The sequence below is a fragment of the Paracoccus indicus genome (genome assembly GCF_003056335.1).
In the GTDB taxonomy this organism is placed as follows: domain Bacteria; phylum Pseudomonadota; class Alphaproteobacteria; order Rhodobacterales; family Rhodobacteraceae; genus Paracoccus; species Paracoccus indicus.
The window spans coordinates 1-13,558 of sequence record NZ_PYWA01000003.1; the positions used below are offsets into that span (position 1 = coordinate 1).

General features: G+C 64.9%; 14 protein-coding genes, 1 tRNA gene and 1 pseudogene. 8 read left to right on the forward strand and 8 right to left on the reverse strand.

The window, feature by feature from the left end:
* Positions 1 to 181 (forward strand): annotated as a pseudogene (locus tag DDE75_RS05365) (IS3 family transposase); the annotation flags it as partial.
* Between the two features lie 46 nt (positions 182 to 227).
* Complete coding sequence (locus DDE75_RS05370) at positions 228 to 545, forward strand: pyrroline-5-carboxylate reductase family protein (protein WP_272482566.1); 318 nt, start codon at positions 228 to 230, stop codon at positions 543 to 545.
* A gap of 468 nt (positions 546 to 1,013) precedes the next feature.
* On the opposite strand, the gene DDE75_RS17220 is transcribed toward DDE75_RS05370, so the two are convergent.
* The 3 genes from DDE75_RS17220 to DDE75_RS05380 form a co-directional block, all read right to left on the reverse strand.
* A complete protein-coding gene (locus DDE75_RS17220; RefSeq protein ID WP_162798913.1) occupies positions 1,014 to 1,181 on the reverse strand; it encodes a hypothetical protein in 168 nt (55 codons plus the stop codon).
* A gap of 262 nt (positions 1,182 to 1,443) precedes the next feature.
* Positions 1,444 to 1,533: transfer RNA gene (locus DDE75_RS05375), tRNA-Ser, on the reverse strand.
* Positions 1,534 to 1,576: 43 nt separating this feature from the next.
* A complete protein-coding gene (locus tag DDE75_RS05380) occupies positions 1,577 to 2,077 on the reverse strand; it encodes a hypothetical protein (protein ID WP_162798914.1) in 501 nt (166 codons plus the stop codon).
* Positions 2,078 to 2,192: 115 nt separating this feature from the next.
* Between DDE75_RS05380 and DDE75_RS05385 the strand changes: the two genes are divergently transcribed.
* Positions 2,193 to 2,603 carry a SufE family protein gene (locus DDE75_RS05385; RefSeq protein ID WP_108501377.1) on the forward strand — a complete coding sequence of 137 codons (411 nt, stop codon included), beginning with the start codon at positions 2,193 to 2,195 and terminating at the stop codon, positions 2,601 to 2,603.
* Here DDE75_RS05385 and mnmA read toward each other — a convergent pair.
* Positions 2,575 to 3,741 (reverse strand): tRNA 2-thiouridine(34) synthase MnmA, encoded by a 1,167-nt coding sequence (mnmA, locus tag DDE75_RS05390; protein WP_108501715.1) that lies wholly within the window; start codon positions 3,739 to 3,741, stop codon positions 2,575 to 2,577. The genes DDE75_RS05385 and mnmA overlap by 29 nt on opposite strands.
* Before the next feature lie 180 nt (positions 3,742 to 3,921).
* On the opposite strand from mnmA, the gene sciP reads away from it, so the two are divergent.
* The 4 genes from sciP to recG all read left to right on the forward strand — a co-directional run bounded on the left by sciP (position 3,922) and on the right by recG (position 9,388).
* Positions 3,922 to 4,197, forward strand: coding sequence for a CtrA inhibitor SciP (gene sciP, locus DDE75_RS05395; RefSeq protein WP_108501716.1), 276 nt, complete (start codon positions 3,922 to 3,924; stop codon positions 4,195 to 4,197).
* A gap of 105 nt (positions 4,198 to 4,302) precedes the next feature.
* Positions 4,303 to 5,013, forward strand: a complete 711-nt coding sequence (gene ctrA, locus DDE75_RS05400) for a response regulator transcription factor CtrA (protein ID WP_108501378.1) — start codon at positions 4,303 to 4,305, stop codon at positions 5,011 to 5,013.
* A gap of 104 nt (positions 5,014 to 5,117) precedes the next feature.
* Positions 5,118 to 7,295, forward strand: a complete 2,178-nt coding sequence (gene ligA / locus DDE75_RS05405) for an NAD-dependent DNA ligase LigA (protein ID WP_108501379.1) — start codon at positions 5,118 to 5,120, stop codon at positions 7,293 to 7,295.
* Entirely contained in the window at positions 7,292 to 9,388 is a 2,097-nt protein-coding gene (recG, locus tag DDE75_RS05410; RefSeq protein WP_108501380.1) for an ATP-dependent DNA helicase RecG, read from the forward strand. The genes ligA and recG overlap by 4 nt, the downstream gene beginning before the upstream one ends.
* Positions 9,389 to 9,690: 302 nt before the next feature.
* On the opposite strand, the gene DDE75_RS05415 is transcribed toward recG, so the two are convergent.
* Positions 9,691 to 10,128 carry an iron-sulfur cluster assembly scaffold protein gene (locus DDE75_RS05415; protein ID WP_170310927.1) on the reverse strand — a complete coding sequence of 146 codons (438 nt, stop codon included), beginning with the start codon at positions 10,126 to 10,128 and terminating at the stop codon, positions 9,691 to 9,693.
* Positions 10,129 to 10,200: 72 nt separating this feature from the next.
* Here DDE75_RS05415 and hisI point away from each other — a divergent pair, with 72 nt between their 5' ends.
* Positions 10,201 to 10,557, forward strand: a complete 357-nt coding sequence (gene hisI, locus DDE75_RS05420) for a phosphoribosyl-AMP cyclohydrolase (protein ID WP_108501719.1) — start codon at positions 10,201 to 10,203, stop codon at positions 10,555 to 10,557.
* Here hisI and gluQRS read toward each other — a convergent pair.
* The 3 genes from gluQRS to DDE75_RS05435 all read right to left on the reverse strand — a co-directional run bounded on the left by gluQRS (position 10,542) and on the right by DDE75_RS05435 (position 13,437).
* Positions 10,542 to 11,378 carry a tRNA glutamyl-Q(34) synthetase GluQRS gene (gene gluQRS, locus DDE75_RS05425; RefSeq protein WP_108501381.1) on the reverse strand — a complete coding sequence of 279 codons (837 nt, stop codon included), beginning with the start codon at positions 11,376 to 11,378 and terminating at the stop codon, positions 10,542 to 10,544. The genes hisI and gluQRS overlap by 16 nt on opposite strands.
* On the reverse strand, positions 11,360 to 12,697 hold the full coding sequence (gene trmFO, locus DDE75_RS05430; protein WP_108501718.1) for a methylenetetrahydrofolate--tRNA-(uracil(54)-C(5))-methyltransferase (FADH(2)-oxidizing) TrmFO: 1,338 nt from the start codon (positions 12,695 to 12,697) through the stop codon (positions 11,360 to 11,362). The genes gluQRS and trmFO overlap by 19 nt, the downstream gene beginning before the upstream one ends.
* A gap of 113 nt (positions 12,698 to 12,810) precedes the next feature.
* On the reverse strand, positions 12,811 to 13,437 hold the full coding sequence (locus tag DDE75_RS05435; RefSeq protein ID WP_108501382.1) for a 50S ribosomal protein L25/general stress protein Ctc: 627 nt from the start codon (positions 13,435 to 13,437) through the stop codon (positions 12,811 to 12,813).
* Between the last annotated feature and the right edge of the window lie 121 nt (positions 13,438 to 13,558).

Genomic DNA, 13,558 nt, shown 5'->3' on the forward strand with positions numbered 1-13,558 from the left:
GGCCGAGGTCATCCACCGTCGCGGTCCTTGGTGCAACTTCGAGGCCGTCGAATATGCCGCCCTCGAATGGGTCGACTGGTTCAACAACCGTCGCCTGCTCGAGCCGATCGGGAACATCCCGCCGGCAGAAGCAGAGGCAAACTTCTACGCCACTATGGAAACAGAAGCCGTGGCCGCGTAACTAACCGAAATCAGCCTCCGGTAAACCCGGAGCGGTTCAGATCGACATCGTCACAGCGGTTGCAGGCAGTGGTCCCGGCTACATTTTTGCTTTCGCGCACTATATGACAGAGGCCGCCAAAGCCGAGGGGCTTCCGGGGGATCTCGCTGACACTCTGGTGCGCCAGACACTGCTTGGAGCGGCAGAACTCCTGCGCGCCGATGCACGCTCTGCGCTGGACCTGAAGCAGGCGGTGACAAGCAAGGGCGGCACGACAGAAGCAGGGCTTGCCGTGTTCGAAGCTGACGCCGGACTGTCCTCCTTGTGTCTTCGGGGCGTCGCTGCAGCACGCGCCCGTTCCGAAGAGCTGGCGATGGAAGACTGATCGGGGCGAATTTCACTCTCACGATGCAAATGCAATTGGCGATCTTCCCGTGCCGCGAGACCGCTTCCGGACACTCCGGAACGGGAAGATGCGTTCAAGATTGCGTCACGGTGCCTTGGGTCGTTGCCAAACGTTTTCGGGGCAACGAAATCTGATCGGACAATGTTTCAGAACAGAAGGCGCGATGCCGCCTAAGGGCTGAATGACCGCTCACTCTCGCTAAACGATCATTCGAGATGATCAAAGCGAAGGCCTGCTTACCGCCCCTGATGTCGATCAAGCGGGTTGCGGCCCTGGTTCTCGCCTGAATGTCCGCTTCCGCGGTTTGGCAGTGGCGCCTTCGCTGCTGCGGCGAAGGTCCGCTCTCCGCCGTCCATGTCGGTGATGCTGCGCCGGCGAATGCTCACAGGGGCATTAATGTGAGCCGCAGCAAACTCCCGTCTAGAAGACTTGGCTCTGGGTGCTACTCTACAACTTGAGGAGTGCGGCCATCGGGGCCTCGGCCGACTGGAAAAGCACGAAGACGTGATCCTTGTGAAACGCCACCACCATGCTGCAAGGAATGCCGCAGTTATCCGGAGCATTGGAGACTACCGCCGTCGGCGATGAGTAAGCTTCCCGAGTGATCTTGGCCATGGGCTCAGAAACTTCTGAAAGACCCGAGACCTCGGCAGTATCCTGCGGTAGGATGAGGCTGACGCCTTCCTCTCCGCGGGACGAAGTGAGAGCGCGCCTGAAGAAGATCGATAATGCAAAAGCCTAAGCAACCGCGTTGCTCTGAGCATGTTGGTTCTCAAGCGGTCCCACTACTACCCGGCACACCTGGGGGGAGAATTGGGGGGGTTGAGAACCATCCACCTTAAATAATTGTTATAAAACAATCGTTTCTGCGTAGGAGTGGCGGAGGCGGTGGGATTCGAACCCACGGTGGGCTTTCACCCACGTCGGTTTTCAAGACCGGTGCATTAAACCACTCTGCCACGCCTCCGACATTGGCGGATTAGCGCGGCGGGGCGGGCGGTGCAAGGGACTTAGCGCGACAGCTTGACGACCTGGTTGGCGCCGGCGATCTCGACGGCATAGATCTTGCCAAGCTGCAAGAAGCTCAGCGGCAGGCCTACGATGATCTGATCGGTGGCGGGGCTGGCGGGCAGGCGGGCGGCGGGGCTGTCGGCGGGGGGTGGGCTGGCCACGAAGCGCAGGCGCAGGACGCCATCCGCATCGGGCGTCATGCGGTTGCCGGGTTGGGGGCGGACCGAGACCAGCTCGGCCGAGTGATAGCCCTTGGTCGGGGCCATGCCGCGCACGACCAGCAGCCGTCCCTCGGACAGGGGTTCCCATTCGGCCGAGAGGATCTGGGGGACGGCGGGGCGCTGATCGTCCGCGGTGACATAGCCGCCCTCGGGTGCCAAGGATGCGGGCGCGCTGCGTCCTCCGCCCCACGACAGCGGGTTCCAGCCGCTATCCCCGAACCGTCCGCATCCGGACACCAGCGCGGCGGCGATCAACAGGGGCAGGGTCAGTCTGGTCATGGCGCATCCCTTCGGCATTTGCCCTTGGTGATAGGGGAAACGGGCCGCGCGGAAAAGCCTCTTTGACCTTGGGGCGCGGGCGGGCTAGGCCTTCTTGCGCAAAACGGAGAGACCCATGCCCACCGCCGCTTTCGAGGATATCGCCGAAACGTTCGAATTCCTGGATGACTGGGAGGAACGCTATCGCCATGTGATCGAACTGGGCAAGGCCATGCCCGGTCTGGACCCCGCCTTTCAGGTGCCCGCCACCAAGGTCGACGGCTGCGCCAGCCAGGTCTGGATCCTGCCGCAGATCGAAGATGGCACGTTCGATTTTCAGGGCGACAGCGACGCGATCATCGTGCGCGGGTTGATCGCCGTCCTGCACGCGCTTTATTCGGGGCTGCCCGTGGCCGAGGTCGAGGGCGTCGATGCCCCCGCCGCGCTGGCACGGCTGGGGTTGGACGAACATCTGTCGGCACAGCGGTCGAACGGGGTTCGCGCCATGATCGAGCGGATCAGGCTGCTGGCCGCCGACGCAAGCTGATCCAGCCGCCGCCCAGCACGCGGGTCCCTTCGGGTTCGTAGAACACGCAGGCCTGTCCGGGGCTGACGCCGTCCTCGGGGTCCAGCAGTTCGACCTCGGCACGGCGGCCGGGCAGGGGGCGCAGGATTGCGGGACGCGGCGGGCGCGTCGAGCGGATGCGGACAAGGCAGGGGATCTCGCCTTCGTAAGTGTCGTCGCCCAGCCAGTTCACCTCGGTGACGTTGACGGTCTTGGTGGAGAGCGCTGCCCGCGGTCCGACGACGACGCGGCGCGTCTCGGGCTCCAGCCTAACGACATAAAGCGGATCGCCCAGACCGCCGATGCCCAAGCCGCGACGCTGGCCGATGGTGTAATGGATCACGCCGCGATGGGTGCCCAGAACGTTGCCCTCCATGTCGACGATTTCGCCGGGATCGGCCGCGCCGGGGCGCAGCTTTTCGATGACGGCGGCGTAATCGCCGTTCGGGACGAAGCAGATGTCCTGGCTGTCAGGCTTGTCGGCAACCGACAGGCCGTATTCAGCGGCCAAGGCGCGAGTCTCATCCTTGCTGACCAGGTGGCCCAGGGGGAAGCGCAGGAAATCCAGCTGTTCCTGGGTGGTCGAGAACAGGAAATAGCTTTGATCGCGGTTCGGGTCAGCGGCCATGTGCAGCTCGGCCCGGGCGGCACCGTCCTTGCGCTGGATGTAATGGCCGGTCGCCATGCAATCGGCATCCAGATCGCGGGCGGTCTCAAGCAGGTCGCGGAACTTGACGCGTTCGTTGCACCTGATGCAGGGCACCGGTGTCGCGCCCGCCAGATAGGCATCGGCGAATTCGTCGATCACGGATTCGCGGAACTTGTTTTCATAGTCGAGGACGTAATGCGGAAAGCCCATGCGCTCGGCCACGCGGCGGGCGTCATGGATGTCCTGACCGGCACAACATGCGCCTTTCTTGGCCAGCGCCGCACCGTGATCGTAGAGCTGCAAGGTGACGCCAACAACGTCATAACCTTCGGTCTTCAGCTTGGCCGCGACCACCGAACTGTCGACGCCGCCCGACATGGCCACGACGACCCGCGTCTGCGCGGGCGGCTTGGCAAAGCCGAGGCTGTTCAATTCGGTATCACGCGCTTCGGCACGTTCGACGGCAATCATGGTCATCGGGTGATCTTTCGCCCCCGCGGGGCTTTGGGCGTTCAATGCGGAAGTGCGTCAAAATATATGTAAATGCCCTGCATTCTCAACCCCGCGCGGGGCAGAAAAGCCATTGCCACTAACCCGGACTTAAAAGCTTTGCGTCACGAACAGGGGGACAGGAAGAAAAGGACGGCATCCATGTTCGTGAAGAAGACCACCGGACCGCGCATCGCGGCGCTTGATGACGGGCGCATCATCAGCGTGGCCGATCTGCCATCGCCGCAGACCCGTTGGGTGGCCAGCCGCAAGCAGATCGTGGTTCTGGCGGTGCAGAACGGTCTAATTTCGCGGGATGATGCGTTGCGCCGCTACGGGCTGTCGCCCGAGGAGTTCGACGGCTGGTGCATGGCGTTCGAAAAACACGGTGCGCCGGCTTTGAAGACGACGTCGCTTCAAAAGTATAGACAACTTTAGGTTGTTCGATCATGCATGGGTCATGGGGCCGGTAAACCGCATGTTAACCTATTCATCAGAATGTCGGCCCATGACATTGCGGCGAATCGGGGGAAATGATCAGCCATGCGCATTCTTTTGGTAGAAGACGATCCCAGCACGGCACGTGCGATCGAATTGATGCTGACGGCGGCCAGCTACAACGTGTTCCTGACCGACATGGGCGAGGAAGGCATCGATCTGGCCAAGCTCTATGATTACGACCTGATCCTGCTGGATCTGGACCTGCCCGACATGCACGGGATGGAGGTTCTGCGTCACCTGCGCCTTGCCCGGATCGACACGCCGATCCTGATCCTGACGGGCTCGGACGATACCGAAAGCAAGCTGCGGGGCTTCGGCTTCGGGGCGGACGACTACATGACCAAGCCCTTCAACCGCGAAGAGCTGCAGGCCCGCATCCAAGCCATCATCCGCCGTTCCAAGGGGCACAGCCAGGCCCTGATCCGGACCGGAGAAATCACCGTCAACCTGGACGCGCGCTCGGTCGAGGTGAAGGGCAAGCCGGTCAACCTGACGGGCAAGGAATACCAAATTTTGGAACTGCTGAGCCTGCGCAAGGGCACGACCCTGACCAAGGAGATGTTCCTGAACCACCTCTACGGCGGGATGGACGAACCGGAACTGAAGATCATCGACGTCTTCATCTGCAAGTTGCGCAAGAAGCTGTCCGAAGCCCTGGGTGGTGAAAACCACATCGAGACGGTCTGGGGCCGGGGCTATGTCCTGCGCGATCCGTCCTCGGGTGCGGATCAACGCATTGCGATCGGCGCCTGATCGCCCGCTGGCGCTGGACGATCGCGCCACCTTGGGCGATACCCTGATCTGACGAGGATATGTGGCCGGACGCTTTCCGGCCATGCCGAGCCGGAGAGGATAAGATGGCGCAGAATGTGGCAGGGCGGCCGCCCGTGGCGGATCTGGATCATGATCAGGCCGCATCCGAGATCGCGGAACTGACGGCGCAGGTCGCCGCCGCCAATACTGCCTATCATGGGCAGGATGCGCCGGTCATCTCGGACGCCGAATATGACGCCGCCAAGGCGCGGCTGGCGCTGCTGGAGGATGCCTTCCCCGATCTGGCCCGGCCAGACAGCCCCACCGCGCAGGTGGGCGCCGCGCCTGCCGAGGGCTTCGGCAAGATCACCCATGCGCAACGGATGATGTCGCTTGGCAATGCCTTCTCGGACGAGGATGTCGCCGATTTCCTGACCCGCATCCGCAGCTTTCTGGGGCTTGGTGCCGACGCGCCCTTGCAGGTCACGGCCGAGCCCAAGATCGACGGGCTGTCGCTGTCGCTGCGCTATGAAAAGGGCAGGTTGATTCAGGCGGCGACCCGAGGCGATGGCACGGTCGGTGAAAACGTCACGGCCAATGCCGGGACCATCGACGACATTCCGCAGCGCCTGACAGGTGATGTCCCCGACATCCTTGAAGTGCGCGGCGAGGTCTACATGACCCATGCCGATTTCGAAGCGCTGAACAGCGCCGAGGGCGGGCGTGTCTTTGCGAACCCGCGCAACGCCGCCGCCGGATCGCTGCGCCAGATCGACCCCAAGGTGACGGCCAGCCGCCCCTTGCGCTTCTTCGCCTACAGCTGGGGTGAGCTGTCCGAACCCTTGGCCTCCACGCAGATGCAGGCCGTTCAGCGGCTGGCGGATCTGGGCTTTCAGACGAACCCCTTGACCGAGGTTTGCGACGATGCCGCCGGGCTGATCGCGGTCTGGGCGCGGATCGAACAGCAGCGTGCGACCTTGGGCTATGACATCGACGGCGTCGTCTACAAGGTGAACGATCTGGCCTATCAGGCGCGTCTGGGGTTTCGGGCGACCACGCCGCGTTGGGCGATAGCCCATAAGTTTCCCGCCGAAACCGCCTGGACGCGCCTTGACCGGATCGAGATCCAGGTCGGCCGCACCGGCGCCCTGTCGCCCGTCGCACGGTTGGAGCCTGTGACCGTGGGCGGCGTCGTCGTCTCGAACGCGACACTGCACAATGAGGATTACATCGCCGGTCGCGACAACACCGGCGCAGCCATCCGCGAGGGGCGCGACATCCGCGAGGGCGATTGGGTCAAGGTCTATCGCGCGGGCGACGTCATCCCCAAGATCGCCGATGTGGACCTGTCGCGGCGGCACAACAATACGCCCTATGTCTTTCCGACGCATTGCCCGGAATGCGGGTCCGAGGCCATCCGCGAACCGGGCGACAGCGTCCGGCGCTGCACCGGCGGCATGATCTGCCCCGCGCAGGCGGTCGAGAAGCTGAAGCATTTCGTCAGCCGCGCCGCCTTCGACATCGACGGGCTTGGCGCCAAGCAGATCGAGATGTTCTTCGCCGATCCCATCCTGCCGATCCGCGAACCCGCCGATATCTTCACGCTGGAGGCGCGCGACAAGGCGCAGCTGACCCGCCTGAAGAACCGCGACGGCTTTGGCGAACGATCGGCCCGCAAGCTGTTCGACGCCATCGACGACAAGCGCCGGATCCCCTTGTCGCGCCTGCTCTTCGCCCTTGGCATCCGCCATCTGGGCGAGGTTGCAGGCGCGACGCTCGCCCGCCATTTCGGCACGTGGGAGGCGCTGATCGCCGCCATCGACGGTGCCGCCGCAGAACCCGCCTTCAAGGTCGCCGACGACAAGGAACGGCGCGCGGTTCTGGCCGAAAGCCCGCATTGGTCGGAACTGACGGGCATCGACGGCATCGGCGGCGTTCTGGTCAATTCGCTGGTCACGACCTTCAGCCAGCCCGCCGAACGCGAGGGGATCGACCGCCTTCTGGCGCAGCTGACGGTCCAACCCGTCGAGGCCAGGGCCAGCGCCCAGACCGAGGTCTCGGGCAAGACGCTGGTCTTCACCGGCACGCTGGAACGCATGTCGCGCGCCGAGGCCAAGGCAAAGGCCGAGGCGATGGGGGCCAAGGTCGCGGGGTCCGTCAGCGCCAAGACCGACCTCTTGATCGCCGGGCCGGGGGCGGGGTCCAAGGCCACGAAGGCCGCCGATCTGGGCGTGAAGGTCATCGACGAGGATGAATGGCTGCGCATCGCGGGGGTCGAATGACCCAGCCCAAGGGCCGCCCGCCCGCCCTGTTTCCGCTGTTCGCCAGCATCGACACGCTTGCCGGCATCGGCCCCAAGGGCCGTGCCGCGTTGGAGCAGATTGGGATCGAAAAGCCACGCGACCTGGTGATGACCTTGCCTGCCAGCGGCATCACCCGCCGCCGCATCACCGCCATCGACGAGGCCCGCGCCCCCGAGATCGTGACCATCGCCATCACCATTCTCCGCCACTACCCGCCGCAGGTCCGGGGCAGGCCGTGGCGGGTTCACTGCACCGATGGCAAGACCGACCTGACGCTGGTCTTCTTCCGCCCGCGCGAAAACTGGATCGAGGGGCAGCTGCCCGCCGGACAGCGCCGCATCGTCAGCGGCAAGCTGGAACTGTTCGACGGCCACGCCCAGATCGTCCACCCCGACCATATCCTGCCCGAGGCCGACCCCCTGCCGCCGCAGTTCGAGCCGGTCTATCCCCTCTCGGCGGGGCTGACCCAGGGGGTGATGGCGAAGGCCGTCAGGGGGGCGCTGGAACGGGTGCCCGAGATGCAGGAATGGATCGACCCGCAGCTGCTCCGGGACCGCAAATGGCCGGGCTTTCGGGACGCTCTGGCGCAGGCCCATGCGCCGCAATCGCCTGCCGACATGTCGCCGGACAGTCCCGCAAGGGCGCGGTTGGCCTATGACGAATTCCTGGCCCATCAGATGACGCTGGCCTTGGTGCGTCGTGAGAAGCGCCGCCTCAAGGGGCGACCCAGCCAAGGTGATGGCGGCCTGCGCCGCGCGGTGCTGGACCATCTGCCATGGCCTCCGACGGGGGCGCAGGCCCGTGCGGTGCAGGAAATCGCCGAGGATATGGCCAGCGACCGCCGCATGAACCGCCTGCTGCAGGGCGATGTCGGCGCGGGCAAGACGCTGGTCGCCATGCTGGCCGCCCTGGTCGCGGTCGAGGCGGGCGGGCAGGCCGTCCTGATGGCCCCGACCGAGATCCTGGCCCGCCAGCACGCCCGCGCCCTCGAACCCCTTGCCCGCGCGGCCGGGGTGCGACTGGCCGCACTGACGGGGCGCGATAAGACCGCCACGCGCCAGCAGATCCTGACCGATCTGGCCGGGGGCCACATCGATATCCTGGTCGGCACCCATGCCGTCTTTCAGAAGGACGTGCATTTCAACGACCTGCGGTTGGCCATCATCGACGAACAGCACCGCTTCGGCGTGGGTCAGCGGCTGGAGCTGGCCGCCAAGGGCGATGTTCCGCCCGACATGCTGATCATGACCGCGACGCCGATCCCGCGGTCGCTGGCGCTGTCGCAATATGGCGATCTGGACGTCTCGGTGCTGGATGAAAAGCCGCCCGGGCGTCAGCCGATCACGACGGTGATGATCAGCGATCAGCGGCTTGGTCAGGTGACGGAACGGCTGCGGGTGGCGCTGGCGCAGGGCGCGCGTGCCTATTGGGTCTGCCCCTTGGTCGATGAAAGCGAAGTCAGCGACCTGACCGCCGCCGAGGCCCGCTTTACCACGCTGCGTGCGCAATTCGGCGATCTGGTGCGCATGGTCCACGGCCAGCTGCCCACCGAACAACGCGACGCGGCCATGGCCGATTTCGCCTCGGGCGTGGCGCAGATCCTTGTGGCCACCACGGTGATCGAGGTTGGCGTCGATGTCCCCGAGGCGACGATCATGGTGATCGAGCGCGCCGAAAGCTTCGGCCTGTCGCAGTTGCACCAGTTGCGGGGCAGGGTGGGGCGAGGGGCGGGGGCCTCGACCTGCCTGCTGATGTATCACCCGCCGCTGAACGAAACCGGCGCGCGCCGCCTGACCACCCTGCGCGACACCGAGGACGGCTTTCGCATCGCCCAGGTCGATCTGGAGATGCGCGGTGCGGGGGACGTCATCGGCACGGCGCAATCGGGCCTTCCGCGGTTTCGCATCGCCGATCTGGAACATCAGTCCGGGCTGATGGCAGTGGCCCGCAACGATGCGCGTGCACTGTTGGAACGCGACCCCGGATTGGACAGCCCGCGTGGCGTGGCGATGCGGCACCTGATGTGGCTGATGCAGCAGGATCAGGCGATTCGATTGGTCCAGGTCGGCTGACAACACATAATGTTCTTAAAATGTTCTTTACAGAATCGCAGGAACATGAGAACAAAGCAGCAACGGAAAAGGAGTTGCTGCCCATGACCCGCGATTTTATCTGTGACCTTGTTGGTGTTACCGCCCTGGCGACCACGACCGTCGTGACGCTTTGGCTGCCCGCGATCCTGCAAGCCTAGACTGTTTCGTCTGCCCCGCGTTGCGATGCGGCGCCCTGCCTGTGCGCCGCCACTGTCCAGCACGCGCAACTTGGCCGGCCCTGGCAGGGGCCGGTTTTTTTCATTCTCATTGTCTCGAAAAGGTCAGGCGGCGGCCTTGTCCATCGCCTCGATTGTCGCGTCCCATGCCAGCAGGATCGAGGCATGGCGGTTGGGATAGGCGCGTGCAGGGATCAGCGCCTCTAGGTCGGTGAAGGGGGCGGCGGGGGGCGGACCCTCCTGCGTCAGCATGGCGCGCAACTGGTCACGCGCGGCGACGACGCTATCCCGATCCAACCCGATCACCGCCTGGCCCAGCACCGAGGCCGAGGCCTGCCCAAGCGCACAGGCCCGCACCTCTTGCGCGAAATCCGAGATCACCCCATCCGTCACGGACAGATGCACCGTCACCGAGGATCCGCATTGCGGCGACCGTTTCAACACGCTGGCCTGCGCATCCTCCAGCTTGCCCTGATGGGGGATCGCGGTGGTCAGCGCCAGGATACGGCGCGAGTAAAGCTGCATGAGGTCGCTGTCGGCCATAATCTGTCCTGCGGTCTTTTCGGCACCTGTTCTCAGGGTTAGATAGGTATGCGCCCCGTGAAAGGAAACCCGATGTTCGATCCCCTCAGCCTGAAATATGATGCCAAGGGGCTGATCCCCGTCATCGCGCAGGATGCCTCCAGCGCCGAGGTGCTGATGATGGCCTGGATGAACGCCGAGGCCGTCGCCAGGACGCTGGAAAGCGGGCGCGTCACCTATTGGTCGCGGTCGCGCCAGTCCTTCTGGGTCAAGGGCGAAAGCTCGGGGAATGTGCAGGAGCTGGTCGAGATGCGCGTCGATTGCGACGCCGACTGCCTGCTGGTTCTGGTGCGCCAGACCGGTCCCGCCTGTCACACGAACCGCCGCAGCTGCTTCTATACCGCCATCCGCGACGGAGCCGAGGTCGAGATCCTTCAGCCGATGTCCTGAAGCCCGACCATGGCGCGGATATCGGCGGGGGTCGCGCCCTCGTCGCGATAGTGGCGGATGGCGCGGGCGTCGTCGCGCTTGGCAAGCCGCTTGCCCGCCTCGTCGCGGATCAGGCGGTGATGCAGATAGGCGGGCGTCGGCAGGTCCAGCAGGTGCTGCAGCAGGACATGGATCCATGTGCTGTCGAACAGGTCCTTGCCGCGCGTGACCAGCGTGATCCCCTGCGCCGCATCATCCACCACCACCGCCAGGTGATAGGAGGTGCCCATTCCCCGCCGTGACAGGATGACATCGCCGATGCCGTCCAGAAACTGGCTGCGGGTCATCCGGTGCGGGGTGCCCTGTTCGACAAAGCCGATGCGGTCGACCCCAAGGGCATCGAAGGCGCGGCCCACATCCAGCCGGATCACGTCGTCGGGACCGGCGTCGCGCATCGGGCGGTGGCGACAGGTGCCAGGATAGATCAGCCCATCCGGTCCAGCGGGCAGGGCGCCTTCCTGCGGGGCCGAGAGCGCCGCACGGATATCGCCACGACGGCAGCGGCAGGGATAGGTCAGCCGCGCCAGACGCGCCAAGGCGTCGCGATAGGCCTCCATCCGGTCCGACTGGCGCATGACGGGGCGGGGCCAGTCCAGCCCCAGCCACGCCAGATCGTCATGGATCGCCTGTTCATATTCCGGCCTGCAGCGGTCGCGGTCGATATCCTCGATCCGCAGCAGGAAATCCCCCGCCCGCGCCGCCGTCAGCGCCGAGAACGCATGCCCGAGGTGCAGAAGCCCCGTGGGCGAGGGCGCAAAGCGCGTTACTGGGCGGCCAGCCATGCGTTGAAATCATCCTTGGCGCGCTGCGTATAGGCAGGATAGCGGTCCTTGCGGCCACGGCGACCGCTGCGGCCTTCCTCGACCGGCGGGAACAGGCCGAAGTTCACGTTCATCGGCTGGAAGGTCTTGGCCTCGGCCCCGCCGGTGATGTGGTTGACCAGCGCACCCATCGAGGTGGTGAAGGCGGGGGGCGCAAGGTCCTGGCCCTTGGCCTGTGCGGCCGCCATCCGGCCCGCCAGCAGCCCCATCGCGGCGCTTTCGACATAGCCCTCGACGCCGGTGACCTGACCCGCGAAACGCAGGTTCGGCTGGCGCTTCATGCGCATCCGGTCGTCCAGCAGCGTGGGAGAATTCAGGAAGCTGTTGCGATGGATGCCACCAAGGCGCGCGAAGCTGGCGTCCTGAAGACCGGGGATGCGGCGGAAGACCTCGGTCTGGGCGCCGTATTTCATCTTGGTTTGGAAACCGACGATATTATACAGCGTGCCCAATGCGTTATCACGGCGAAGTTGAACCACTGCGTAAGGTTTTTCATCGGGCTTGTGGACGTTCGTCAGGCCGACCGGCTTCATCGGGCCAAAGCGCAGGGTCTCGCGACCGCGCTCGGCCATGACCTCGATCGGCAAGCAGCCGTCGAAGTAACCGGCGGTCTCGCCCTCGTGGAACTCGGTCTTTTCGGCGGCCAGCAGGGCGTCGATGAAACCCTCGTAGTCGTCCTTGGTCATCGGGCAGTTGATATAGGCGCGCTGTTCCTCCAGCGTATCGCCCTTGTCGTAGCGGCTTTGTTCCCATGCAATCGACATGTCGATGGTATCGGCATGCACGATGGGGGCGATGGCGTCGAAGAAGGCCAGCGCCTCGGCGCCGGTGATCTTGCGGATGGCACCGGCCAGCGCGTCCGAGGTCAGGGGACCCGTCGCCACGATCCAGTTGCCGGTGGTCGGCAGCTCGGTAACCTCACCGGGGACGATGGTGATCAGCGGTTCCGCCTTCAGCGCCGCCGTGACGGACGCCGAGAACGCCTCGCGGTCGACGGCCAGCGCGCCACCTGCGGGCAGCTTGTGCTTGTCGGCCATGGCCATGATCAGACCGCCCGCGGCCCGCATTTCCCAATGCAGCTGGCCCACGGCGTTCATCACGTCGTCATCGGACCGGAAGCTGTTGGAACAGACCATCTCGGCGCAATCGCCGGATTTATGGGCGAAGGTTTCGACGGTCGGGCGCATTTCATGCAGCACGACCGGGACGCCTGCGCGTGCGATCTGCCAGGCGGCCTCGGACCCGGCAAGGCCGGCGCCGATGATGTGGACGGGTTCCATGCGGATCTCCTGCAAGGGATGCGGGGCGGAGCTAGCAAAGCACGGCCCAAAAGGAAAGGGGCGGCGCCTGTGGCACCGCCCCGTCGGTCATGCGACCCAAGCGCGGGGAACGATTATTCCGCGGCTGCTTCGGCTTCTTCGCCTTCCGAGTCATCACCTTCCGAACGCAGGGCGGACGGAGCGGCGATGTTGGCGACGACGAAGTCGCGGTCGATGGTCGGCTTCGCGCCTTCCGGCAGCTTGACGCTGCTGATGTGGATCGAGGTGCCGATGTCGACGCCTTCCAAGTCGACGGTGATGTGGTCGGGGATGTCGCCCGCGGTCACGATCATCTCGACTTCGTTGCGAACCGTCACCAGCGTGCCGCCCTTGCGCAGGCCGGGGCATTTGTCTTCGTTGATGAATTCAACGGGGATGAACAGGTTCACCTTCGAGGTGCGGCGCAGGCGCATGAAGTCGATGTGGATCGGCAGATCCTTGACGACGTCGCGCTGCACGCCGCGGCAGATGACGCGGACGTCGTCCTGGCCTTCGACCTGCAGGTTCCACAGCGTGGACATGAAGCGGCCCTTGCGCAGCTGCGTCAGCAGCTTGTTGAAGTCGAACGCGATCGCGACGGGCTCTGCGCCGCCACCATACACGATACCGGGCACCTTGCCGTCACGGCGAGCTTGGCGGGCGGCCCCCTTGCCTGTCCCCGCGCGTGCCTCAGCCACCAGATCCGGAATCTCTTTGGCCATGTTATTTATCCTTAACCATATGTGATGACGCCGTCCTCCAAGGGTGCACGGCGACCAAGCGGTGCCCATAACGCAATCGCCCCGGGTTGTGAAGGTCGAAAATGACGTTCGCGTGTCTTGC